A 22,699-nucleotide genomic window follows, 5' to 3' on the forward strand; every position below is an offset into this window, starting at 1 on the left:
AGAAAGACTGCCCAGACTACCAATCTCAAACCCGCAGACTCTCGTTATGAACGAGGGACCCAAGGGGGGCAGGTCACACCCCTTGTCCGCAGAGCCGACCTCTGACTGTCGCGGTGGAGGGTAGCGCGGCGAACGCCAGGTTCGGCGGCTCGCGCTGCAGCATCCTGACCTTAGGCTGAAGGTCGATTCTGGGCGGAAAGAGCCCACGTATAATGCCTCTATATTGGCGCTAGGCGCCAATATAGAGGCAGCGCCTTGCTCAGAATAGAGATCAAAACGGGGGGCAGTTGTAACGCTTACGGTGCTGAAGGGACTCGGCGAGGACTGGATCCCCGGTTACAAGCCCGCGTTCAACTTCCAGATGACCTTGGTGGATGCCGTGGCGCGGTGGCTGGCGCTGAACCCGGTCTGGCTCGGGCGCCAACCTGGCCTGCAACCCGCATGCGTTTTGCGCGAGGCGGTGCAGATCTGGGTGCCTGCCGCGCCCGCGCATCGAGATCTCCGGGCCGCAGGCCGTGCAGGCGACCAGGCCGCGCGCGACAGCGTGGTGGGCCGGATACGGCCGCATGCGCATGTCCGCCGGTCGTCGAGTACAGCAGGGAATTCCAGGCTCAGCCGGCAGAGGAGTTGGCCGTGCTGCCAAACGGATCGGCAGTCGTTGAGATGCTCGCGGACTATGCCGTGATGCGGGAACAGGCGCGAAACACCTCCTCATCCTGCCGAGGCTCCTCCGGTGAAGCTCTGACCCCTTTGGATTACATAGCCAAACGCACCGCTTGACGGAGTTCCGGGTGAAGGATCCAGTTACCCGTTTGTTCTTCGGTTGCCGTTGCCCCTCTGAAGCCGAGGAATGCGGTGCCTTCTGGGGGGGCCGGGGCGTCGTCATCTTGAAGACCAGAAAAGAGATATCCGGCGATCAGCAAGCCCGTCGCCGCGAAGGATTTTTTTGCGGAAGCCTCGGACTTGTAGCCTGCAGCGTAGGCCAAACGCGCGTCGGTCAGCCCGTCCTCATCGGCAAGAGACAAGGCCGTCAGCATGGCGCGCTGCGGGCCGGAAAGAGTGACCTGACGGACCGCTTCCAGATACTCCTCGACGCAGGGGACATCGACGCCGTTTTGAGTATCTCTGCGCCGCTCTCCCGTCCTTCGATTTTCCCGCGCGTCGATGACCTCGTGCAGCGCTGAAATCGCGGCCTCTTCGGTCGCGCCGGTCGCCTCGGCGATCATGCCGCGCGCTGTCGTCGGCGGCTTCGGAAACGCTCGGGCGACGAATGTCCCCGCGAGCCAGCCCGACTTGATCTGGTAGCGGCTGTGTTCGCCGAGCAGGATGGCGGGCGCTTTCTTTGGCTTCTCTGCGGACTTTTTGGCCTTGCCCATCTTCTTGAACGGGTCCTGGACGGCATCGGCTCGTTTGTTTGCAACATGGGTCGACATGCTTTGGCTCCTTGGGTTGGATGGGCGGAAACGAGAGTGCAGTGCCTTGAAGTCCCGTCAGACGGTGCGCGGATCGCATCTGTGTTGCCCGCAAGGCGATGAGGATCGAGCCCTCAGCCGAGACGGCTACGCGGTCGGCCGCTGCCGACATGCTGGTCTACAGGATCAGCCACACGACGAGAAAACGCCCGATCTTGGCGGCATCCACCGGGGCTTTGACGCTACGGCGTACCATGCGCCGGGTTTGAAGAGCATAAAAGCATACTGGAGACCGGCGCGGCGCAAGCGCAATACGGGCTGCGAAGACCTGCAGCTCATTCCTGCGCTTCCCATTTAGGGACCCGGCGGATGTCATGCTTGCGCGGGTTGGCTCATGCACGACCCTGATCGCGTTCGGTCCCGCGTACAGTCGGGCCATGCGCGCAGAATGCGCCCACGGCCCCTGATTGATCACGCCAGGGCGAGATTGGTCGCGCTTTCGCGACCGTCGCGGCCGGTCTCGACCTCGAACGTCACCTTCTGAGCGTCGGAAAGGCCGGTGAGACCGGCACGTTCGACGGCGGAGATGTGGACGAAGACGTCCTTGCCGCCCGTATCCGTTTCGATGAAGCCGAAGCCTTTTTGGGTATTGAAAAATTTCACGGTGCCATTGGCCATATCCGTGGTCTCCTGTTCATATGCTGCCCACAGGATGCGGCAGCCCGGCAAAGTCAGACTGAGAGATCGACTGAAGCCGGATGAACGGAAGCAGAAGGTCGCAGAGAAAAACGCTCGCCCCTGTGACATGCGCCCTGCCGACGCGACTTACAAGGGTTGCCTTGCGACTTTGCGAAATTGCTTCACAGGCGATGACCGCTGATGGGGCGGCATTGAAAAGCCATCGAGGGCTCCCCATGTCTAACTTGCGTTATCGCTCTGCCGCGTGAGCAGGCGGGTTCACTTCCGCCCCTGGCCGTGACGCACCGTTTTCCCAGATCACGAAGGGGGGACGCCGCTCAAGGCGGCTCCGGGCACAATGCGGTGTCGGAGTGTTCGCCCCGAGTGCACCCCGAACCGACCGGGCACATGTGCGCGCGTCGGTCACGCCGGCCATGAGGCCCGGCAAAGGACTGACATGACTTTCAACGAACTTGGGCTCAATGCCCGCATGGTCTCACGGCTCGATGCCGTGGGGCTGAAGAAACCAACCCCGATCCAGGAACAGGCGATCCCGCAGGCGCTGCAAGGCCGCGACATTCTTGGCATCGCTCAGACCGGTACGGGCAAGACCGCCGCCTTCGGCATTCCGCTGGTCGTGGCACTGTCGAAAACGCCCGAACGGCCATCGCCGCGATCGGCCCGCGGCTTGGTTCTCGCACCGACCCGGGAACTCGCCGGCCAGATCGTCCAGAGCCTTCAGGGGCTGACCAAGGATCTCCGCATCACCCTCGTCGTCGGCGGCAAGTCGATCAATGCGCAGGCCGAGAAGCTCGCCCGCGGCACCGACATCCTTGTGGCCACGCCGGGTCGGCTGATTGACCTGATGGATCGCGGGTCCATCGACCTCGGACAGACACGGTTCCTCGTTCTCGACGAGGCCGACCAGATGCTGGATATCGGCTTCATCCATGCGCTGCGCCGGATCGCGCCGAGGCTGAGCACAGACCGGCAGACCATGATGTTCTCGGCCACGATGCCGAAGGCTATGGCAGAGCTGTCCCGCCAGTATCTGGACGAACCGATCCGCATCGAGGTGTCGCCGCCGGGCAAGGTCGCGGACAAGGTCGCCCATTCGGTGCATTTCGTCGCCAAGGCGCAGAAACAGGATCTGCTGATCGAATTGCTGCACGGGCACCGCGACGACCGGGTTCTGGTCTTCTCGCGCACCAAGCATGGTGCGGAGCGGTTGATGAAGAACCTGGATCGCGCCGGATTCGCGGCGACGTCGATCCATGGCAACAAGAGCCAGGGACAACGTGACCGGGCCATCGCCGCGTTCAAGGCGGGATCGGTCCGCGTGCTCGTGGCGACGGACGTCGCCGCCCGCGGGATCGACATTCCCGGCGTGGGGCATGTCTACAACTACGACCTGCCGAACGTGCCCGAAAACTACGTGCACAGGATCGGGCGGACGGCCCGGGCCGGGGAAAGCGGCCGCGCGATTGCGTTCTGCGCCGCCGAGGAACTCACCGAACTCAAGGCGATCGAAAAGGTGCTCGGCACCCGTGTCGAGATCGCCGGCGGCCGTCCCTGGGAGGCGGTGACCGGCGCACCGCAGAAGAAACGGCGGCCGCGTCGGCGTTCGGCCGGCCGTCCGGATCGAATGGCTGCGTGACCTCGGGCCACGGGCATTGCGAGACCTGAGACAGAGACTGCGCTGTCCCGGCAGCTGACTGCGACCCGGACAAGCTTTCACAGCGAGGCGGCGCTTTCTCCGCACTAGGATACTTCAATGAACACTCCCGAATGGCTCAAACCCGGCATCTATGGTGCGGCGATCGGTGCCGCGGTCGTCGGTATCGGCGGCTTCACCTGGGGCGGCTGGGTGACGGGCGGAACCGCGCATGACAGGGCGATGGCGATGTCCCGTGGCGACGTCGTCGCAGCCATGGTGCCGGTCTGCCTCGACATGGCGCAGGCCGATCCGGACCGCGCAGCGAAGCTTGCGGTTATCCGCGACACCCAGACCTACCAGCGCCGAAATGCGCTGATGGATGCAGGCTGGGCGACTGTGCCCGGCGCCGAGGCACCGGACCGCGACATCGCGCAGGCCTGTCTGGCCTCGCTTGACGTCGACGCGTCGCCGGAGCGCCCGGAAGCCGCGGCGGACGAGGGATGAGCGGTTTCATCGCCACTGTCAGATCACGGATCCCGACACCGGGCCTTGGTGGGACAGTCATCGTCGCAGCCGGCATGATCGCCTCCCTGGCGCATCCGGTCCTCGCGCAGGACGGCACCGGTCCGATGCCCGAGAATGCAGAAGCCCGGAGCTATGGCGGCGGTTGGAACTGCGCGCTCGGATACCGGGTGGCGGGCGAGGAGTGTGTCGCCATCGACATCCCGGAGAATGCTTATGCAACCGGCCGGTCCTACGGTTCGGGCTGGGCGTGTCGGCGCGGCTACGAGGAAGCGGGAGGGACCTCTTGCGCAGCGATCCCGGTGCCCGACAATGCGTTTCTGCGATCCTCCGGCTATGAATGGCAGTGCGATCGCGGGTACCGGCAAGATCGCGAGGCTTGCGTTCCAATCGTCCTGCCTGACAACGCCTATCTCACCGAAGACACCTCAGGCTCCGGATGGACCTGCGAACGCGGCTTCACGGCCAGTTCCAGCGCCTGCGTTCCGATTGCAATCCCCAAGAACGGCTATCTCACCAATGCGGACTACGGTGACGAATGGGCCTGCGAAAGGGGCTTCCTTGAAATCGATGGCCGCTGCGATCCCGTAGCGCTTCCAGGGAACGCCTTTCTGGACCCGGCGTCCCACGGCCCGGGATGGCGCTGTGAGCGGGGATTTGAGACCGTCGACACCGCCTGTGTCGCGATCGACCTACCGGCAAACGCGCATCTCGATCGATCCGGAAACACATGGCGCTGCGATCGCGGCTTTCAACTTGCAGAAGGGGAGTGCGTTCTTGGACGATAAAGCGCCCCGATCAGACCACGGCGACGCCTCCGGCATCCGGATGCGGATCGGGTGCCGTCTGAAATACCGGCTGACCCAACCCACACCACTCATCGCCATGTTGAACGTGCACTATTCGCGCTTCGGCGACCTGGAGCGCGCCGATTATCTGGTGACCTCGCCCAGTGTGCCGCTGGAAAGCTATCGCGACGGGTTCGGAAACTGGTGCACGCGGATGGTGGCGCCGGCCGGCGACTTCACGGTGTCCACCGACGGGATCTTCCGCGATAGCGGACTGCCCGATCTGGTCGCGCCCGACGCCACGCAGCAGGCCGTGCAGGATCTGCCCTTCGAGACGCTGGTCTATCTTCTTGGCAGTCGCTACTGCGACACGGATCTTCTGTCGGAAGAGGCGTGGCGCCTGTTCGAGAGCGCTCCGCCGGGCTGGTCGCGGGTGCAGGCGATCTGCGACTTCGTGCACGATGCTGTCTCGTTCGATTACATGAAGGCCGACGCGACGCGCACGGCGTCGCAAACGCTGGCAGGACGGCACGGTGTCTGTCGGGACTTCACGCATCTGGCGATTGCGTTTTGCCGGTGCATGAACATTCCGGCCCGCTACTGCACCGGCTATCTGAGCGACATCGGCGAACCCGAACCCTATCCGCCGGGCGACTTCGCGGCATGGATGGAGGTCTATCTGGGCGGCCGCTGGTGGGTCTTCGACCCGCGCAACAACACGCGGCGCAAGGGGCGCATCCTGATTGGTCGTGGCCGGGACGCGGCCGATGTGCCTCTGACCCAGACATTCGGGCCTAACGCCCTGACGCAGTTCGAGGTGTGGACCCGGGATGCAAGACACGACCCAGCCGAGGCGCCGCCTGTGTCTCGCGATTAAGCGGTAGCGTCCCATCGCAGGACGGGTGCGTTCGTTCGTTCGTCGTCGGCTCGCGAGGCCGGCCGCTCTGCCGGTGTTCCCGTCATGGCATCCCAAGTCACCATCCTGGAGAACCGAGATGACCAATTCGATCAAGACGGCCGCCGTCTTCCTGCGACCGTTCCAGCTTCCGAGCTTCAACGAGACCCTTCCGCCGGGAGAATACGAGATCGAGACCCAGCTGCTGGAACCTGTGGACTGGATCGAACCGGGCACATGGACGTCGTCCGTGCTCGTCCGGCTGCATCCGCGCGCCTCGCATCCCGGACTCAGCCGAACGCTCGCCGTACCGCTCGCCGAACTGGAGCACGCGGTTGCTAAAGACAAGCTGACCGGCAAGGCGCTGACGGATTTCTTCCTCGACGAGATGCTGGCCGATCCGATGACCCGCCTTGTCATGCAGGCCGACGGCGTGGCCGAGCAGGACCTTCGCGGCCTCTACTCTCCCCGGTCCGACCAAAGGCAGGCAGAGCAAGACCACCCGTCCAAGATGGGAGAGCCCCGCCGCGGGAGGATTACGGATGTTTCCGGCCCGCGGTTCGGAAGCGCGCGCCCGGGCATCGGAGAATGACAGCCGTGTCAGGCGGATCGTTCGCCGTCCACTGTGGGATCGACGGGGGTCCGCAGTGACCGATGGCCCGATCAATCTCGACGGCCGCAGGTCCGTTGCCGGACAGCGTGCGTCGGAAATGCGACGGCGCCCTGCGAACGGCCAGCCACCACTTGCGCTCTCTCAGCAGCCTCACCTTGAAAGCCCCGAAGATCAGATGTTCGCGGAACCGGCGTGGACATGGGCCGAAGTCCTGAAAAAATGGCGGTTCCTTCTCGACCGTTACGCGATGACGCCCGAGGCTGGCGATGAACGCATTCAGAAATTCATCAAGCGCGCGCTTGGCGACATGGAACGATTGAAAAAGCGCGAGGAGCGGAAATGACGATCAAGTCTGCGGAGATCGAGTTCGGGTCAATCAAGGCAGCGGCCGACGTTGCTGCCGCGCGGGCCTGCCTGAGATGCAGGTCAACCTTCTGGAGCGAGGGGTTCGGCGAACGGATATGTTCCCGTTGCAAGGGATCGGCCGTCTGGCGATCGGCAATTCACGAGGGCAGCGGACAGGGTCGGCGGCGCTCGGGCGGTCGATCGTCATAGGTCCGACTGATGCCATCCGTCACGATTACTCACACGACACAGTATCAATATGGAGCTGAGGTCCCTCTCGGGCCGCACAGACTGATGCTCCGTCCGCGGGAAACCCGGGATCTCATCCTGACGTCCTTCGACCTCGAGATCAGTCCGGAAGCTCGCATCGACTGGTCACACGACGTTGCCGGCAATGCGGTCGCGACGGCACAGTTCGTCACCAACACGACGTTGCTATCGATCCGGTCGTGCGCACGTGTGGAACTGCGCGCTCCGGTCTGGCCTGTCTTCCCGATTGCCGCCGCCGCGGCCTCGTACCCTTTCGTTTATTCACCCGACGATTCGACCGATCTCGGCGCCCTGGCCATGCCACAATATGCGGACGAAACCGGCCGGCTGTCGCGGTGGGTCGAGAGCTTTGTCATGGCACGGCCAACGGATACGCTTTCGCTGCTGAAAGATATCGGCAATGGCATCACGGCCCAGATTTCCTACCAGAGCCGGGAGACGGAGGGCACGCAGGGACCGCTGGAGACGCTCGACAGGGGATGGGGATCCTGCCGGGACTTCGCCGTGCTGTTTGCCGAGGCGACCCGGACGCTTGGCTTCGGGGCCAGGCTCGTATCGGGATACCTGTTCAATCCCGCCGGAGATCAGGTCGGATCGATGGACGCCGGTTCCACACACGCATGGGTCGAGGTCTTCGTTCCCGGAGCGGGCTGGATCCCCTTCGATCCCACCAACAGGTCGGTCGGATCCAGTAATCTCATCCCCGTGGCCGTCGCGAGGAGGATCCAGCAGGTTGCTCCGGTGTCCGGCAGTTTCCACGGTAGACCCACCGATCTGCTTTCAATGGATGTTACGGTGGATGTCCGAGAGATCTGAATAGGCGGGAGCTCGCACGCTTCTCTATCCGGGCGGTACGGCCCTTGAACTGCTGCCACAGGTCATGATCGAGGAGCCTGACGTCCGAACGACAAGAACGCGCGATGAAGTTTGGGCGTGCCGGAGTGACCCGGCCTCCGACACGCCCCGAATTGAACGCAGCCGCATGCGAGGCCGCGCGGCCGGGGAAAACTCAAGTCGGCCCGGTGGGCCCCGAGCGGGTTTGCCGCCATCCCCACCGCCGCGCTCGATCCGGCCCACAGTCCGGCGTCTCCCGCGGTCCCCGCGCTTATCGGGTCCGGGTCCCCCTCAACTCTGCCGCGCCGGCTATTCCGCGTCGGCCGGCATGACGGCGTCCGTCTCGGCAATCGTCTGAAACTCGGACAGGAATTCGGGTCGCGTCTGCATCAGGTAGCGAACGACCCTGGCGTTGCCGAGCAGCTTGCCGACGTAGGCCTTGATCACGGTCAGATGCAGGTGATCCTGGCCGTAGGTGTCCTGGATCGAGGCGATGCCCTCCTGCAGGCGGGCGAGTTCCTGTTCCATCCGCGCCATCGCCTCGGGCGTGATGCCTTTCACCTTCTTTGGCTTGGACGCGTCGACCAGCTGGGCCTGCGGCGTGCCAGCGAGGATCGCCTTCACGTAGGCGACGGAGTAGGTGTTGGCGTTGACCAGCAGTTCGGCCGCCTCGATCTGCGCAGGGTCTTCATCTTGCGGAGCGCGTCGAACACGGCGCCCGCAGCAGGCTTGTCTTTCAGGATCGCAATGGCTTCCTCGGAGATGCCGTCGAGAAGCTTGATCTTCTTCTGGATGCTGCGCGTACCGAGATCCAGAGCGGCTGCGATCTTCTCCTCGGGTACGCCGCGCTCGATTGCCTTCCGGATCATCCTGTGCTCCTGGATCGGCGCAAGGCGACTGACTTGCCGGTTGTAGGTGAACGCCTCGTCGTCGGTGGAGACGAGGCACTCCACCTTCTGCACGCCGTCATCCTTCAAGGCCTCGATCCGCAGGTGCCCGTCGAGCAACAACCAGGTGGCAGATTTGTCGGGGTTCGGGACGACAACTGGCGGTTCGACGATCCCGATCTGGGCGATGGAGGCGACGATCTGCCGGTACTTTCGGCTGGATTTCGCGCTCTTGCCGAGGGTTCGCAGCGGCAAGATCACGTCGATCGGCAGGGTGACACAGTCGTCTTCGAAGCCGTGGTTGACGCTGGCCGGGCGTTTGTCCGCGGCCCGTTTCATGACCAGGGTCCATCGCTGACCGCCTGGGCGAGATCAGCGGGCATCGTCTCCAGCCCCTCGGCGCGAAGCAGCGTCATGAAGTGCTCGTCCGCGCAAAGCTTCCGGAACGCCTCGCGCACGAACATGAGCCGGCTCTGCGCCAGTTCGGCCTTCTTGATCAGCAATTTCTGACGTGCCGCCTCCTGCTGATAGGCTCGGACAAGTCCCTCGCTGGTCAGCGCGCGTTTCGCCACCATCCGCCCGAGCGCATTGCTCTTGATCTGGGGCCCGCGGAGCTCGCGCTGCTGGATCAGGCGGCGCACAAGCGTCAGTTTCCGGCCACGCAGCTTTTTCTGAGTATAGGCGTCCATCAGCGCCTTCTGCGCGCCCTTGGCGTCGGTCTTGGAGATCTGGATGGCGAGGTTGAGCGGCAGCAGTCCGGTCTCCACGGCGGAGACGAGGCGCTCTTCGCCCTTCTCCAGCAGTCCGGCGATCATGTTCACGTATTCGTAGGAGACCCCGATCTTTTCGCCGATCTGGCGGTCTTTGTAGCCACGTTCGCGTAGCGAGCCGATCTCGCGCATCAGATCGATCGGGTTGTGCTGCCGCCTTGCGCAGTTCTCCACAAGGCTCATGACGAGGCAATCGCTCTCGTCGGCTTCGATCACGATGGCCGGGATGTTGTCCTGCTTGAGGTCGATGAAGGCCTCGAGGCGGCCTTGGCCGCAGACGAGGTCAAACTCCTGCGGATCGGTCCCGGCGCGCGGCGCCACGGTGATCGGGCGCTTCAGGCCGATGCGCGCGATGTTCTCCACCATCGCCTCGAAGGTGCGCCGGTTGCGGACGCGAGGGTTGAGGATCCGGATCCGGTCACAAGGGATCAGGGTCACCTGCTTCTGGCTGGTCGGCTCCATGTCATCGGGCATCACGCCACCTCCGCGATCCTGGCCCGCGAGGCGAGCGCGTAGAAGAAATCGAGCGTGTCGAACCGGTACGCATCGCGCGCGAGCCCGTTCTGCTCGGCGAATTTCAGTTTCCCGAAGGTCATGTCGATGCTGGGAAGCACGTAGTAGTCGCGCGGCGCCTCGTTCACCTCGTCCATGCGCACAGCGATGGTGATGTCCGGCACGAGGCCCGTGTCGAGGCGGATACGCCAGCGCAGCGACCCGGCCGCCGTCGCGGTGCAGCGGGCCAGAACGATGGACACAGTGAACTCGTCGTTGACGCGAACCAGGTCGGTATCCAGATCCTGCACAGCCCGCCAGCCGTGGCGTGTGACCCCGGCGATGACTTCGGCCACGACCTGCGGATGCGCCTGCCGCAGGGATCGGTTGACCTCAATTTAGCTGTAGTCCCGGTCGGGCTCGTAGCCAATCAGTCGATAGGCGCGCAGCAGGCTGCCGAAGCGGCTGCGATAGGCGCTGGAGGACGGAAGATCATCCTCCTCGTCGATGATCAGCCCGGACAGCATGCCCTGCTGCTTCAGGATGGCGCGCAGTGCGTCGAGCAATTCCCGGTCCGAGAAATGGCGGCTGCGGGCATGCACGATCTCCCGGGCGCGCAGGAACAGCGCCTGATTGACGATGGCCGGATAGGCGCCCTCGGCCCGGATCCACATTTCGCGCGGGTTTACCACCCGACGCTGCTTCAGCTTGAAGGACACCTTCGCGAAGACATTGTTCCCGATGTATTTTTCGTTGGTCAGCACCTGATGGACGGTCGCCCGGGTCCACGGCCGGTCGAGATCGGTGCGGTGGCCTTCTGCGTTCAGGACCTCCGCGATCTCCCGCTCGGGACGCCCCTCGTTCACGAACATCTCGTACATGCGCTGGACGACCCGCTGTTCCTCCTCCGGTCCGGGGACCAGGATCACGCGGTCGGTCTGCAGGCTCTTCTGCTCGCCGCGCGACAGCTCGCCCTTGGGGTTGCCGTGCTCGTCGATCAGTACCCGCCGGAGCCCATATCCGGCCGCGCCGCCCTGGCGATAGCCAAGCTCCACCAAGCGGCACTGCCCGGCAAAGACCTTCACCGACAACTCGCGGCTGTATTCGCCCGCCATCACGCGCTTCACGGTCTTCAGGAGGTTCGAGCCGATGCTGCCGTCGTTCTCGAACTGCTCGCCGCAGTAGTGGACCCGGATGCCGGCACGGGAACAGACGTGCTCGTGGTACGCGCCTTCGTCGGCATCCTGAAACCGGCCCCAACGGCTGACATCGTAGACCAGGATGGCCTTGAAGTCGGCCTGGCCTGATTGAACTTCGCCCATCAGGTTCTGCAGCGCCTCGCGACCATCGAGGCGCAGGCCAGAGCGCCCAGAGTCCTCGAAAACGCGCAGGATCTGCAGGCCGCGGGCGGCGGCATAGCTGCGGATGACGTCCAGCTGGTTCTCGGTCGAATACCTCTGGTGATCGGTCGACATCCGGACGTATGCGACGGCGGGCAGGTCGGGCTCTGATTGCCTGGCGCCAGTCTCCCTGCTTGCCTCAAGCCCTCGCATCTGCCCGGCTCCGGTTCACGTCGCTGCAATCCGGTCGGGATGGTCCGGACCGTTGCGCATGCTACCGCAATCGTTCGAGCATGCGAGCGCCGGAAAGTCGTTTCCGGAAGAGCGCCATTCCTTTCCGTGCCCGGCGCATTGGCGGATCGCCTGCGGCGCGCGGCCGCCCACGCGCTCGATAATCTGCGGTCCCGTTTCGCAGTTCATATCCGCCACCTTCAAGTGAATGGTCCGTTCCAACAGGCGGCGAAACAGCACCGTCGCGGGAACAGATGGATTCTGCCGTTTTCATGGCTCTCCAAAGATTTAGCGGAGAGAAACATGAAGATGCGCGTGAAGATGGGCACAGTTGTGCACCCCGAGGACGTTCCGGCTGACTATCGCGCCGCCATGGCCATGGCATTGCACGCCGAGCTCGGATCGACCCATCGGGCGATCAAGTCCGCCATGCGGTGGACAGGTGCCAGCGAGCGGACCGTGAAATACTGGTTCGCAGGCGAGCGGGGGCCGAGCGGCGAGCACCTCGTGGCGCTCGCGCGTCATTCCGATACCGTGCTGATCGCGCTGCTCGCGCTTGCGGACCGGTTGATCTTGGAGGAGGCCGAGGACCGGGAGCGCCGATAGGAGAAGCTGTCGCCCGGCCTCGCCACCCTTGTATCGTGTTCGATTTTGGTTATCTTGAATACGCGCCGAGCAGGGAGAGCGCCATGCCCCGCACCACCACCATGACCGTCCGCGTCAGCGGCGCCCTCAGCGAGTTCGTTGCGACCAACGTCGGCGAGGACGGCGCCTATGAGAATGTCAGCGAATACATCCGCGACCTGATCCGTCGCGACAAGGAGCGTGCGGAGCGCGAGGCTTTCGACCGATTGAAGGCCGAACTGAACCGAGCCTTCGCTGCGCCCGAGGACAGTTACAAGCCGCTGACCGCTGCTGAGGTGATCGCCCGGAACCGGACCTGAGTCCATGGCGATCCGCGTCCAGGAGACGGCCTCTGTCCGCCTTGATGTGATCTATAGATACACCCGGGACCGGTGGGGGGAGGCACAGGCCGAAACCTACATCACCGGTCTGTTCGCCGCCTTCGAGCAGATCGATACACGCGGCGTCATGTCGAGGCCCGTGCCGGCCGAGTTCGGAGTGGAAGGGTGTTTCTTCCGCTACGAGCGGCATTTCGTGTACTGGCGACGGCTTTCCAATGGCGACATCGGTATCGTCACGATTCTTCACGAGCGGATGCATCAGATGGACGAGGTATCGGGGGTCACAGCAGGGGGCACAGCATCTTCTGGAGGGTGATCGAGGAGACCCGCACGCCCTCGAGCGCCAGCATCGCCTCGAAGCGGTTGCAGCCATAGGCCGGGTGTTCGAGCGCCAGCGCCTTGATCCGCTCGACCGTCTCCGGCGAGGTCGTTTGCGGGTGGGTCTTGTGGATCGGCGGCAGGTCCTTCAGCCCCTCGAAGCCCGTTCTCGGGCTTACGCGGCGCCACGGTCCCTCAAACCCAAAACCGGCGTTTCCACTCGTAGAAGCTGGTGCGGTCCATGCCGCGCTGGCGACAGGCCTCGGCCACGTTGCCGAGTTCTTTCGCCAGTTCCAGAACGCTCATGCGGGTTTGCGCGATCTTGGTCTTCGCGTCGCGAGCCTTGGGTTTCGTCGCTTTCGCTGTTCCATCCATGGCCGGGTCCTCCTTACCCAAATAGCATGGAAAGAAGGGTAAGTGGACACCTTACCGCTTTGGCATGGCATGACACTTGCCGCCTCCCGCCTTGGCCCGGTGGATGCCGCCGATCTGCCCGACTATCCGCTCGGCCCCGAGGACGACCTGAACGACGCGATGCGCAACGCTGGTCACGCCTTGCGATCCCGGACACGGATTCCGCCTTGGGGGACGAGACGCTTCCTGGGTGCGAAAAGGAACTGACGGCCCTTTGGCCGCCAGCGTGCAGATCCGCAGATCAGATGAATGGGTGCGGCTCAATAGCCGCGGTGGCCACGGTCGACGAAGCCGCCAACCTGTCTCACGCAATCAAGGCCGTTGTCGTCTTGTGACGGTCCCCCAATTCCCCCCTGAAAAGGTCTTGTGAAATATCTGTCAAAAATCGTCCTCAATATAGACTTATCATAACCCAAATTTGATCCAGCGCAAAGCGGAACCGGGTTGCCGGAAAGGAAACTTTTTGTTTCAGAAAATGACACCGCCCCGGGTTCTGGACCGGGGCGGTTTGTTTTCAATGGCTTGGTAGCTCACCCGGCCTTGGCAAGGTTGCGCAGAACGTAGTGCAGCACGCCGCCATGCTCGACATATTCCTTCTCGATGGCGGTATCGATCCGGCATTTGAGCGTCACGGTCTTCTCGGTCCCGTCGGCATAGACGATAGTGCAGGGCACCTCGGCCTGCGGTTTCAGATCGCCCGCGAGGCCCTTGATCGAGAAGCGTTCCTCGCCGGTCAGGCCCAGCGTCTTGCGGGTGTCGCCGCCGGTGAACTCGAAAGGAATGACCCCCATGCCGACCAGATTCGAGCGGTGGATGCGCTCGAAGCTCTCGGCGATCACCGCCTTGACGCCCAGAAGCGCGGTGCCTTTGGCCGCCCAGTCGCGCGAGGACCCGGCACCGTATTCGATGCCGCCGATCACCACCAGCGGCACGCCTTTCTCCTGCCAGGCCATCGCGGCCTCGAAGATCGAGGTTTCGGCGCCGTCCGGACCCAAGGTATAGCCGCCCTCGACGCCCGAGAGCATCTCGTTGCGGATCCGGATATTGGCGAAGGTGCCGCGCATCATCACTTCGTGGTTGCCGCGGCGCGAACCGTAGGAGTTGAACTCGCGCACCGGCACCTGCCGTTCGATCAGGTATTTCCCGGCGGGCGTCGTGTCCTTGAACGACCCGGCAGGGCTGATGTGGTCGGTCGTGACCATGTCGCCCAGGATCGCCAGCGGACGGGCGTTCTCGAGATCGGTGATCTCGCCGGGTTCCGTGCCCATGCCCTGGAAGTAGGGCGGGTTCTGCACATAGGTCGAGCTGGTCGGCCAGTCATAGGTTTCGCTGTCGGTGGTCTCGACCGCCTGCCATTTCTCGTCGCCCTTGAAGACGTCGGCATATTTCGACTGGAACGCCTCGCGCGTGACGGTCTTTTCGACCAGTTCGGCGATTTCCGCCTGGCTCGGCCAGATGTCCTTGAGGAAGACATCCTTGCCGTCCTTGTCCCGGGCGATGGGATCGCGGGTCAGGTCGATGTTCAGATCGCCCGCAATGGCATAGGCGACAACCAGCGGCGGCGAGGCCAGGTAGTTGGCGCGCACGTCGGGGCTGATCCGGCCCTCGAAGTTGCGGTTGCCCGACAGAACCGAGGTCGCGATCAGGTCATTGTCGTTGATCGCCTTCGAGATTTCCTCGGCCAGCGGCCCCGAATTGCCGATGCAGGTGGTGCAGCCATAGCCCACCAGGTTGAAGCCGATCGCGTCCAGATCTTCCTGAAGCCCGGCCGCCTCGAGATATTCGCTGACGACCTGCGAGCCGGGGGCGAGCGAGGTCTTGACCCAGGGCTTGCGGTTCAGGCCCAGCTCGCGGGCCTTGCGCGCCACCAGCCCCGCGCCGATCATCACATAGGGGTTCGAGGTGTTGGTGCAGGAGGTGATCGAGGCGATCACCACCGACCCGTCGCGCAGCTCGTAATCCTGCCCCGCGACCTTGGCGGTCTTGCGCGGGTCCGAGGCGCTGTCGGGGGCGGGCGCCTCGGCCAGCATGTCATGCGCCTCGGCGCTTTCGTCCTTGCCGCGATAGTCGGACACGACACGGAAGAAGGCTTCGGCGGCCTGATCGAGCGGGGTGTGATCCTGCGGCCGTTTCGGCCCCGAGATCGCGGGCACGACGGTGCCCATGTCGAGATACAGCGTGTCGGTATAAACCGGATCGTAGCCGGCATCGCGCCACATGCCGTTGGCCTTGGCATAGGCTTCGACCAGCGCGATGCGGTCCTTGTCGCGGCCGGTCTGGGTCAGATAGCGGAGCGTCTCCTCGTCCACCGGGAAGAAGCCGCAGGTCGCGCCGTATTCGGGGGCCATGTTGGCGATGGTCGCGCGGTCCGCGAGCGGCAGGTGATCGAGCCCCTCGCCGTAGAATTCGACGAACTTGCCGACGACACCCTTCTGGCGCAGCATCTGCACGACCTTCAGCACCAGATCGGTGGCGGTGGTGCCCTCGACCATGCTGCCGGTCAGCTTGAAGCCCACGACCTCGGGGATCAGCATCGAGACCGGCTGGCCCAGCATCGCGGCCTCGGCCTCGATCCCGCCGACGCCCCAGCCCAGAACGCCCAGCCCGTTGACCATGGTGGTGTGGCTGTCGGTGCCAACGAGCGTATCGGGATAGGCCACTTCGGCGCCGTCCTGATCGGTATCGGTCCAGACGGTCTGGGCCAGGTATTCCAGGTTCACCTGGTGGCAGATGCCGGTGCCGGGCGGCACCACGCGGAAGTTGTTGAACGCCTTCTGGCCCCATTTGAGGAAGGTGTAGCGTTCGATGTTGCGTTCGTATTCGCGGTCGACGTTCATCTGGAACGCGCGCGGATTGCCGAACTCGTCGATCATCACCGAGTGGTCGATGACCAGATCGACCGGGTTCAGCGGGTTGATCTTCTGGGCATTGCCGCCAAGCCCGAGGATGCCGTCGCGCATCGCGGCCAGGTCGACCACGGCCGGAACGCCGGTGAAGTCCTGCATCAGCACGCGGGCCGGACGATAGGCGATCTCGCGGGCGGCCTTGCCGCCATTCGCGGCCCAGTCCGAAAAGGCCTTGATGTCGTCGACGGTGACGGTCTTGCCGTCCTCGAAGCGCAGCAGGTTCTCAAGCACCACCTTCAGCGCGGCGGGAAGACGCCCGAAATCACCGAGCCCGGCCGCCTCGGCCGCGGGGATCGAGTAATAGGCATAGCTGGCGCTTCCGACGCTCAGCGTCTTGCGGGTCTTGGCTGTGTCCTGTCCAACGGTGATCGGCATGAAAGATCGTTCTCCATCAGGGTGTCGCGCGGTTCACGAAATTACCTGCACGCTCTTGCCCGATCCCCCGGGGGCGATCAAGAGGGTGCGGCGAGATTTGTATACCGTTGTGCACAAAAATGTCCAGCCAAACTCCGGTCCTGCGCGGCCGATCCGCACGGCCCCCTCCCGAATCCTTGATTGGCAGGTGTCCGGGCGCTTGGGTACGAAGATCTGGCGAAGGGGAAATCAAGGCGAGTCTGATGCGCGCAGTCCTAACGGTCCTGTTGGCGGGGTGTGTTTCCTTTGCCGGTCCCGCCCGGTCGGATCCGAGCCCGGTGGTGGTCGAGCTCTTCACCTCGCAAGGCTGTTCGTCCTGCCCGCCCGCCGATGCGCTGATGGCCGAACTGGCCCAGCGCGACGACGTGATCGCGCTGGCGCTGCATGTCGACTACTGGGACTATATCGGCTGGAAGGATGTCTTCGCCGATCCGGCCTTCACCCGGCGCCAGAAGGCCTATGCTCATGCCGCGGGCAAGCGGTCGATCTATACGCCGCAGATGGTGGTCGAGGGCGAGGACCACGTCGTTGGCTATCGGCCGATGGACCTGGCCCATCTGATCGAGGCGCATGCCGTGACCGAAAGCCCGGTCACGCTCAGCCTGTCCCGGCAGGGCGACACGGTGACCGTGTCGGCGGTCTCGACCCAGGCCTTCGGCGAAGACGCGGTGCTGCAGATCGTGCGCTACCAGCCCGAACAGCTGGTCGATATCGAGCGCGGCGAGAATGCGGGCAAGTCGCTGCTCTATACCAACATCGTCGACGCCTGGACGCCGGTGGCGCGCTGGAACGGCGCCGATCCGCTGTCGATGAGCATCGAGGCCGCCGGAGGCGAACCCGTCGTGGCCATCCTGCAGCGTCCCGGACCGGGCGAGATCCTGGCGGCGGCGCGCCTGCGCTGATACGCCCCGTTGGCGTGACCGGTCAGCGAACCTTCCAGCGGCGGTGAATCCAGAACCACTGGTCGGGGTGGCGGCGGACCCGCGCCTCGAGACTGTCGTTCAGCGCCTGCATCATCTCGCGCGGGGTCGAGGGCTGCACCGGGGCCTCGATCTCGACATCGAAGTTCAGCCCGTCGGCCCGGCGCGTGGCATAGAACGGGATCAGATCGGCGCCGTAGCGCAGGGCAAGTTCGGCCGCCGAAAGCGCGGTCAGCGCGGGTTGGCCCATGAAGCGCAGCTCGGTCCCCCGGCGGGCATGCTGGTCGGTCAGCAGCACCAGCATGCCGCCATTGCGCAGATGCCGCACGAACCCGGCCGTGCCGCGCCGTCCCTGCGGAAAGACCGGGCCGCCGAAGGCCTCCATCGTGCGGACGTAATGGGCGTTGAAGAACGGGTTCGCCATCGGCCGGTAAAGCCCGCCGATCTCGAAGCCGCGCGCGACCAGTGCTGCCCGGGCCGCTTCGTAATTGCCGAAATGGCCGGTGACCAGAATCGCGGGGCGCCCGGCCGCGCGGGCCGCTTCCAGCGCCGCGAGGCCCGGCCCCCGGGGCTCGACCCCGGCCATCCGTGCGAGGAAAGCCCGGGTCGAGTAGTTCTCGATCAGGGTGCGTCCGGCATTGTCGGCCACGGCATCGGCGATGCGCCGCCGCTCGCCGGCGGGCATCCCGGGGTGGACCAACGCCAGATTGGCCTCGGCCCGGGTGCGATAGCCCGCAACGGGCGCAATCAGCCGCCGCGTGACCCACCCGCCGAAGGGCACACGGCGTTCATAGGGCAGGGCCAGCGCCGTGCCGATCAGCAGCCGCGCGACGCGGTCCGTCAGCCAGTCGCCAAGCCGCCGTGCGCGCCTGTCCCGCTTGCCCATCGGACCGGTTTCCTTTCGTGCCTTTGCCCGCTTGGCGGGACCGCGATGCCTCATGCGGCCCCGATGCGCCGCCCGTCAGGGGCAGCCCGCCGCGCTGGTGGCAGACATAATCGCCCCGCGTCCCTGCCACAAGCACCGGACCCTTCGGCCAGGTTTTGCCCGAGGCAGGACGGTCCGAGGGCTTCGGCGGCCGCCGGTCCGCGGAGGTTGCTGCGTTGCCCAAAGCGGCGGCGCGTCGCGCCGGGTGCGGAAGCGGCGGGGCAGGGTGCGGCGTCCGCGATCCCCGGCGCGGCCACACCTGGCCGCGCGGTTGGTCGGAGTGGCGGGGCGGACCCGAGGCACGATCTCATTCATCGCTCCGTCCCGCCGTGTCATGCCATCCGTGTCAGTTCCTGTGGATCGGTCGCGGGGGGGGGCAGCCTCGAAGGCCGCGCCAGCGGACGGACCCTTCGAGCGACCTTCGTCGGCCAGCCCCGTGAGAGCGGTCGCCGGATTGCAGCGTCCAGGTGTTCAGTCCCGGCATTTGGTGGATCGGATTTCGGATGAATCGGTCCGGCTCTGACGTCCAGTTCTTGCAGATGTATTCGTAAGGCGTGAGACCGCCGAGGGTCTTGAGCCTGCGCGCGAAGCTGCAGGCCGCCAGCAAGTCGGCGAGATGGGTTCGCAGCAGGTCATGTCTGTCGTGGTGGAAGCGTCTGACGTTCAGCGGGGAGACGCGCCACTGGCGCCTTTCCTCATCCGCTTCACCCTCCTTGATCGTGCGGTTCCCGGCTCAGCTGCGCGAGCTGAGCTTGCGATCGCTGTATTGCCGATCGGACGGCGTAGGTGGTCGTGGCGCTGCCGTGACGAACTTGTCCTACAGGGCATCCTTCCATTCATGAGAAAGGGTCGCACCATCAAACCGCGGGATCAAACATCCAGGGCCACGCTCATGGACCAGACCTGACGGGCCGAACCCACCGGTTGGCCCCTCGACAGACGGCGATCTGGTCCAGGTTCCGTGAAACCGCCCGCCTTGGCGTGGCCTCGAAAGCCAGGCCCTGCGGGCAGACCCGGCGGCTCATTGACGGGCCACTCAAGGTCCAGCCTCTCGGGCATGTGATATGGGCCGGTCGCAGCTGTTCAGAGCTTGAGGCGCGGTCTCGACGGTCAGGCCGAAAGAGCAGCGCGGATAAACCGATCATCGGCGCAAATCGTCGCGCGGGTCCTTGAACGCCGCCTCGATCGCGATGCCATTTGGCCAGGCGCAGCGGGGGCAGGGGCCGCCGGGCGCCAGCGCCGGGCGGGCCTCTGTCATCGGTTCGGCCTGATCCGCCCGATATCAGGCAGCCTTGCTGGACTTCCTGAGCTTGATTTCGCCCGCGGCTTCCATGCCGCGGATCGCGGCGATGACATCGGCCATCGCGGCTTCGGCTTCGTCGGCGGCGGGAGTGCCGCGTTCGTTGATCTCGTCGCGCAGGGTGTTGGCCATCCGCTGGGACATGTTGTTGAGGATGAATTCGACCGCCGGTCCGGTCTTGCCGTCGGCGCCCGCCATCGCGGTGATGAGCTTGGCCTGTTCGATCGCCCGGGTCAGCGCAGGCACGTCGCGTTCGTCCAGGCGGTCGGGGATGTCGGCGAAGGTGAAGACCGCCTGACGGACCTTTTCGGCCAGTTCCGCATCGGTCTCGCGCAGGCCTTCCAGCACGTCTTCGCGGGTGGCGGCGGGCGCCACGTCGAGGATCGCGCCCATCCGGGTTTCCGGCGCGAGATCGAAGGCCGGTTCGGGCGCGGAATTGATCCGGTCGGCCAGCGCGCGGCCGATTCGCACCACTGCGGCAGGGGGAACCTCGGCGGTGCGCGAAATCGCGAAGGCGATGCGCCGGGCGTCGGACCCGGGCATCTTGCCAAGGGTTGCCGCGGCGATCTGGCTGGGCAGCTTCGACAGGGCCACCGCCGCAACCTCGGGGCTTTCGGCCAGCAGGATCTCGGTCAGCCGGGTCGGGTCGAGCCCGGCCAGCGTCGCCCAGGGGTCGCCGCCCCGTTCGGCGCCGAAGCGGGCGCGGATCGCGGCCGCGGCCTCGGGGCTGAGATGATCGCTGAGCAGGCGCATCGCCTCGTCGATCCCGCCCGGGAAGGCGAGGCCGAACTGTTCCAGCTCGATCAGGAATTCCTCGATCACGACCTGGAGCGTGTTGCCGTCGATATAGCGCATGTTGGCGATCTCGTCGGCAAGATCGGTCTGCACCGTCGCGGGCAGCGAATGCAGCGGAAGGTCGATCCCTTCGTTCAGCACGAGACGAACGATGATCGCGGCCTTCTGGCGCGACGTCAGGCCGGGAGAGGCAATGGGGGCTCCGAAACTCTGCACGTGGGTCTCCGTCTTCTTGGGGAAGAGGGTTAATCCCCGGGTGTTAAGCCAGGGTTATCGGAGACCGTCAGCAAGGAGGAAATTTGTCGGGACTGCGGCGGTTTCGCAGAAAAGGGCGGCGCGCCGGGTCGGTCGGGCGCCGCCGAAGGGCCGGATCAGCTGGTGCTCTGGTCCACACAGGTGCCGGTGGCCGTGTCGAAGGTCTGGCCTTCGCCACAGGTATTGGCGTTGATGCGCTTTTCCCAGCCGCATTCGGCCGAGGCGAGCGCGGGCACAAGCGCAAGCGCCGCCGCTGCAAGGATCGTCCTGGTGGTCATGGTGCATCTCCCCAATGAAGGTGGACCTAGGATAGCACCGAATCGCTTGGCTCCGCGTTCACGGAAATATCAGCAGGCGCGTTCCCGCCCGGAACCGCGCCGCCGAACCGGGCTCAGCTTTCGCCGAAGACCCGCTTGAACAGGGTGTCGACATGCTTGGTGTGATAGCCGAGGTCGAATTTCTCCTCGATCTCGGCCGGGCTCAGCGCCGCGGTGACTTCGGCATCGGCCAGCAGCTCTTCCTTGAAGTCCTTGCCCGCTTCCCAGACCTTCATGGCGTTGCGCTGCACCAGACGATAGGCATCCTCGCGGCTGACACCGGCCTGGGTCAGCGCCAGCAGCACCCGCTGAGACATCACCAGCCCTTTGAACTTGTTCATGTTCGCCAGCATGTTCTCGGGGTAGATCACCAGCTTGTCGATCACGCCCGCAAGCCGGTTCAGCGCGAAATCGAGCGTCACGGTCGCATCGGGCGCGATGCCGCGCTCGACCGAGCTGTGCGAGATGTCGCGTTCATGCCAGAGCGCCACGTTCTCCATCGCGGGGACCACGGTCATGCGCACGAGCCGCGCGAGCCCCGTCAGGTTCTCGGTCAGGACCGGGTTGCGCTTGTGCGGCATCGCCGAGCTGCCCTTCTGGCCCTTCGAGAAGAACTCTTCGGCCTCCAGCACCTCGGTCCGCTGCATGTGGCGGATCTCGATGGCGACATTCTCGATCGACGAGGCGATCACGCCCAGTGTCGCGAAGAACATGGCGTGGCGGTCGCGCGGAATGACCTGTGTGGAAATCGTCTCGGGGACAAGGCCCATCTGCTTGCAGACATGCTCTTCGACCGAGGGGTCGATATTGGCGAAGGTGCCGACCGCACCCGAAATGGCGCCGGTCGCGATTTCCTCGCGGGCGGCCAGCAGGCGGCGCCTGCCGCGCTCCATCTCGGCATAGAAGCGGGCGAAGGTCAGGCCCATGGTGGTGGGCTCGGCATGGATGCCGTGCGACCGCCCGATCCGCACCGTATCCTTGTGTTCGAAGGCGCGGCGCTTGAGCGCGGCCAGCAGCTTGTCCATGTCCGCGATCAGCAGGTCGGCCGCGCGCATCAGCTGGACGTTCAGGCAGGTGTCGAGCACATCCGACGAGGTCATGCCCTGATGGACGAAACGCGCCTGGTCCGAGCCCACATGTTCGGCCAGATGGGTCAGGAAGGCGATGACGTCATGCTTGGTGACGGCCTCGATCTCGTCGATCCGGTCGACATCGAAGACCACGTCCTTGGCCTTCCAGACGGCTTCGGCATTCTCCTTCGGGATCACCCCCAGCGCGGCCTGGGCGTCGCAGGCATGGGCCTCGATCTCGTACCAGATGCGGAACTTGGTGGCGGGGTCCCAGATGGCGGTCATCTCGGGGCGGGCATAGCGGGGGATCATGGGCGCAGCCTTCGCTTGGACGTGGGTTCGCGGTCTGATACCGCCTGCGGTCAG

21 protein-coding genes and 4 pseudogenes are annotated in these 22,699 nt (G+C 64.9%); 12 read left to right on the top strand and 13 right to left on the bottom strand.

Going from position 1 to position 22,699, the window contains the following annotated elements; genetic code table 11:
• Nucleotides 1-755 precede the first annotated feature (755 nt).
• Together DSD19_RS13190 and DSD19_RS13195 are read right to left on the bottom strand one after the other, a co-directional pair.
• A complete protein-coding gene (locus DSD19_RS13190; protein ID WP_113669920.1) occupies nucleotides 756-1,433 on the bottom strand; it encodes a hypothetical protein in 678 nt (225 codons plus the stop codon).
• Between the two features lie 450 nt (nucleotides 1,434-1,883).
• A complete protein-coding gene (locus DSD19_RS13195) occupies nucleotides 1,884-2,090 on the bottom strand; it encodes a cold-shock protein (protein ID WP_043919421.1) in 207 nt (68 codons plus the stop codon).
• Between the two features lie 457 nt (nucleotides 2,091-2,547).
• On the opposite strand from DSD19_RS13195, the gene DSD19_RS13200 reads away from it, so the two are divergent.
• From DSD19_RS13200 to DSD19_RS13220, 7 genes are all read left to right on the top strand, one after another.
• Nucleotides 2,548-3,747, top strand: a complete 1,200-nt coding sequence (locus tag DSD19_RS13200; RefSeq protein WP_113669921.1) for a DEAD/DEAH box helicase — start codon at nucleotides 2,548-2,550, stop codon at nucleotides 3,745-3,747.
• Nucleotides 3,748-3,864: 117 nt separating this feature from the next.
• On the top strand, nucleotides 3,865-4,251 hold the full coding sequence (locus tag DSD19_RS13205; protein ID WP_113669922.1) for a hypothetical protein: 387 nt from the start codon (nucleotides 3,865-3,867) through the stop codon (nucleotides 4,249-4,251).
• Nucleotides 4,248-5,057: a hypothetical protein gene (locus DSD19_RS21485; protein WP_133260433.1), complete on the top strand. Its 810-nt coding sequence runs from the start codon at nucleotides 4,248-4,250 to the stop codon at nucleotides 5,055-5,057. Before DSD19_RS13205 ends, DSD19_RS21485 begins: the two co-directional genes overlap by 4 nt.
• Before the next feature lie 34 nt (nucleotides 5,058-5,091).
• Nucleotides 5,092-5,934, top strand: a complete 843-nt coding sequence (locus DSD19_RS13210) for a transglutaminase family protein (protein WP_075787501.1) — start codon at nucleotides 5,092-5,094, stop codon at nucleotides 5,932-5,934.
• Between the two features lie 118 nt (nucleotides 5,935-6,052).
• On the top strand, nucleotides 6,053-6,544 hold the full coding sequence (locus DSD19_RS13215) for a hypothetical protein (RefSeq protein ID WP_075785000.1): 492 nt from the start codon (nucleotides 6,053-6,055) through the stop codon (nucleotides 6,542-6,544).
• Between the two features lie 55 nt (nucleotides 6,545-6,599).
• Nucleotides 6,600-6,908, top strand: a complete 309-nt coding sequence (locus DSD19_RS21490; RefSeq protein WP_133260434.1) for a hypothetical protein — start codon at nucleotides 6,600-6,602, stop codon at nucleotides 6,906-6,908.
• 221 nt (nucleotides 6,909-7,129) lie between these two features.
• The gene (locus DSD19_RS13220) at nucleotides 7,130-7,996 is read left to right on the top strand and encodes a transglutaminase family protein (RefSeq protein ID WP_075785001.1); all 867 of its coding nucleotides are present in this window, start codon (nucleotides 7,130-7,132) and stop codon (nucleotides 7,994-7,996) included.
• Between the two features lie 327 nt (nucleotides 7,997-8,323).
• On the opposite strand, the pseudogene DSD19_RS13225 reads toward DSD19_RS13220, so the two are convergent.
• The 4 genes and pseudogenes from DSD19_RS13225 to DSD19_RS13240 all read right to left on the bottom strand — a co-directional run bounded on the left by DSD19_RS13225 (nucleotide 8,324) and on the right by DSD19_RS13240 (nucleotide 11,974).
• A pseudogene (locus tag DSD19_RS13225) lies at nucleotides 8,324-9,240 on the bottom strand (plasmid partitioning protein RepB C-terminal domain-containing protein).
• A complete protein-coding gene (locus DSD19_RS13230) occupies nucleotides 9,237-10,145 on the bottom strand; it encodes a plasmid partitioning protein RepB C-terminal domain-containing protein (protein ID WP_113669923.1) in 909 nt (302 codons plus the stop codon). Before DSD19_RS13230 ends, DSD19_RS13225 begins: the two are co-directional and overlap by 4 nt.
• Nucleotides 10,145-11,716 (bottom strand): annotated as a pseudogene (locus tag DSD19_RS13235) (recombinase family protein). The gene DSD19_RS13230 and the pseudogene DSD19_RS13235 overlap by 1 nt, the downstream one beginning before the upstream one ends.
• 15 nt (nucleotides 11,717-11,731) lie before the next feature.
• Nucleotides 11,732-11,974: a hypothetical protein gene (locus tag DSD19_RS13240; protein WP_243627964.1), complete on the bottom strand. Its 243-nt coding sequence runs from the start codon at nucleotides 11,972-11,974 to the stop codon at nucleotides 11,732-11,734.
• A gap of 63 nt (nucleotides 11,975-12,037) precedes the next feature.
• Here DSD19_RS13240 and DSD19_RS13245 point away from each other — a divergent pair, with 63 nt between their 5' ends.
• The 3 genes from DSD19_RS13245 (at nucleotide 12,038) to DSD19_RS13255 (ending at nucleotide 13,015) form a co-directional block, all read left to right on the top strand.
• A complete protein-coding gene (locus DSD19_RS13245) occupies nucleotides 12,038-12,340 on the top strand; it encodes an XRE family transcriptional regulator (RefSeq protein ID WP_113669925.1) in 303 nt (100 codons plus the stop codon).
• Nucleotides 12,341-12,423: 83 nt separating this feature from the next.
• Entirely contained in the window at nucleotides 12,424-12,678 is a 255-nt protein-coding gene (locus DSD19_RS13250; protein WP_075785007.1) for an addiction module antitoxin, read from the top strand.
• A 4-nt stretch (nucleotides 12,679-12,682) separates the two neighbouring features.
• Entirely contained in the window at nucleotides 12,683-13,015 is a 333-nt protein-coding gene (locus tag DSD19_RS13255) for a type II toxin-antitoxin system RelE/ParE family toxin (RefSeq protein ID WP_113669926.1), read from the top strand.
• Here the strand turns inward: DSD19_RS13255 and DSD19_RS13260 are convergent.
• Nucleotides 12,996-13,392 (bottom strand): annotated as a pseudogene (locus tag DSD19_RS13260) (IS481 family transposase); the annotation flags it as partial. The gene DSD19_RS13255 and the pseudogene DSD19_RS13260 sit on opposite strands and share 20 nt — an antisense overlap.
• Before the next feature lie 69 nt (nucleotides 13,393-13,461).
• Between DSD19_RS13260 and DSD19_RS21820 the strand changes: the two are divergent.
• A complete protein-coding gene (locus tag DSD19_RS21820) occupies nucleotides 13,462-13,638 on the top strand; it encodes a hypothetical protein (protein WP_165828131.1) in 177 nt (58 codons plus the stop codon).
• A gap of 323 nt (nucleotides 13,639-13,961) precedes the next feature.
• Here the strand turns inward: DSD19_RS21820 and acnA are convergent, their stop codons facing one another.
• The gene (gene acnA / locus DSD19_RS13265) at nucleotides 13,962-16,712 is read right to left on the bottom strand and encodes an aconitate hydratase AcnA (protein ID WP_113669927.1); all 2,751 of its coding nucleotides are present in this window, start codon (nucleotides 16,710-16,712) and stop codon (nucleotides 13,962-13,964) included.
• A gap of 320 nt (nucleotides 16,713-17,032) precedes the next feature.
• Between acnA and DSD19_RS13270 the strand changes: the two genes are divergently transcribed.
• A complete protein-coding gene (locus tag DSD19_RS13270) occupies nucleotides 17,033-17,653 on the top strand; it encodes a DUF1223 domain-containing protein (RefSeq protein WP_371412603.1) in 621 nt (206 codons plus the stop codon).
• A gap of 22 nt (nucleotides 17,654-17,675) precedes the next feature.
• Here the strand turns inward: DSD19_RS13270 and DSD19_RS13275 are convergent, their stop codons facing one another.
• The 5 genes and pseudogenes from DSD19_RS13275 to purB all read right to left on the bottom strand — a co-directional run bounded on the left by DSD19_RS13275 (nucleotide 17,676) and on the right by purB (nucleotide 22,645).
• On the bottom strand, nucleotides 17,676-18,557 hold the full coding sequence (locus DSD19_RS13275) for a lysophospholipid acyltransferase family protein (RefSeq protein ID WP_113669928.1): 882 nt from the start codon (nucleotides 18,555-18,557) through the stop codon (nucleotides 17,676-17,678).
• Between the two features lie 505 nt (nucleotides 18,558-19,062).
• A pseudogene (locus DSD19_RS13280) lies at nucleotides 19,063-19,257 on the bottom strand (IS481 family transposase); the annotation flags it as partial.
• Nucleotides 19,258-19,878: 621 nt separating this feature from the next.
• A complete protein-coding gene (locus tag DSD19_RS13290; protein ID WP_075785013.1) occupies nucleotides 19,879-20,907 on the bottom strand; it encodes a FliG C-terminal domain-containing protein in 1,029 nt (342 codons plus the stop codon).
• 155 nt (nucleotides 20,908-21,062) lie between these two features.
• A complete protein-coding gene (locus DSD19_RS21825; RefSeq protein WP_165828132.1) occupies nucleotides 21,063-21,224 on the bottom strand; it encodes a hypothetical protein in 162 nt (53 codons plus the stop codon).
• 113 nt (nucleotides 21,225-21,337) lie between these two features.
• Nucleotides 21,338-22,645, bottom strand: coding sequence for an adenylosuccinate lyase (purB, locus tag DSD19_RS13295; RefSeq protein WP_075785014.1), 1,308 nt, complete (start codon nucleotides 22,643-22,645; stop codon nucleotides 21,338-21,340).
• Nucleotides 22,646-22,699: the final 54 nt, after the last annotated feature.

The sequence above is a fragment of the Rhodovulum sp. BSW8 genome (assembly GCF_003314725.1).
Classification (GTDB): domain Bacteria; phylum Pseudomonadota; class Alphaproteobacteria; order Rhodobacterales; family Rhodobacteraceae; genus Rhodovulum; species Rhodovulum visakhapatnamense.

Excerpts from the sequence above, each read along its gene's own strand:
- DSD19_RS13190 (WP_113669920.1), bottom strand. The coding sequence starts at position 1,433 with ATGTCGACCCATGTTGCAAACAAACGAGCCGATGCCGTCCAGGACCCG.
- DSD19_RS13195 (WP_043919421.1), bottom strand. The coding sequence starts at position 2,090 with ATGGCCAATGGCACCGTGAAATTTTTCAATACCCAAAAAGGCTTCGGC.
- DSD19_RS13200 (WP_113669921.1), top strand. The coding sequence starts at position 2,548 with ATGACTTTCAACGAACTTGGGCTCAATGCCCGCATGGTCTCACGGCTC.
- DSD19_RS13205 (WP_113669922.1), top strand. The coding sequence starts at position 3,865 with ATGAACACTCCCGAATGGCTCAAACCCGGCATCTATGGTGCGGCGATC.
- DSD19_RS21485 (WP_133260433.1), top strand. The coding sequence starts at position 4,248 with ATGAGCGGTTTCATCGCCACTGTCAGATCACGGATCCCGACACCGGGC.
- DSD19_RS13215 (WP_075785000.1), top strand. The coding sequence starts at position 6,053 with ATGACCAATTCGATCAAGACGGCCGCCGTCTTCCTGCGACCGTTCCAG.
- DSD19_RS13220 (WP_075785001.1), top strand. The coding sequence starts at position 7,130 with ATGCCATCCGTCACGATTACTCACACGACACAGTATCAATATGGAGCT.
- DSD19_RS13230 (WP_113669923.1), bottom strand. The coding sequence starts at position 10,145 with ATGCCCGATGACATGGAGCCGACCAGCCAGAAGCAGGTGACCCTGATC.
- DSD19_RS13245 (WP_113669925.1), top strand. The coding sequence starts at position 12,038 with ATGAAGATGCGCGTGAAGATGGGCACAGTTGTGCACCCCGAGGACGTT.
- DSD19_RS13250 (WP_075785007.1), top strand. The coding sequence starts at position 12,424 with ATGCCCCGCACCACCACCATGACCGTCCGCGTCAGCGGCGCCCTCAGC.
- DSD19_RS13255 (WP_113669926.1), top strand. The coding sequence starts at position 12,683 with ATGGCGATCCGCGTCCAGGAGACGGCCTCTGTCCGCCTTGATGTGATC.
- DSD19_RS21820 (WP_165828131.1), top strand. The coding sequence starts at position 13,462 with ATGACACTTGCCGCCTCCCGCCTTGGCCCGGTGGATGCCGCCGATCTG.
- acnA (WP_113669927.1), bottom strand. The coding sequence starts at position 16,712 with ATGCCGATCACCGTTGGACAGGACACAGCCAAGACCCGCAAGACGCTG.
- DSD19_RS13275 (WP_113669928.1), bottom strand. The coding sequence starts at position 18,557 with ATGGGCAAGCGGGACAGGCGCGCACGGCGGCTTGGCGACTGGCTGACG.
- DSD19_RS21825 (WP_165828132.1), bottom strand. The coding sequence starts at position 21,224 with ATGACCACCAGGACGATCCTTGCAGCGGCGGCGCTTGCGCTTGTGCCC.
- purB (WP_075785014.1), bottom strand. The coding sequence starts at position 22,645 with ATGATCCCCCGCTATGCCCGCCCCGAGATGACCGCCATCTGGGACCCC.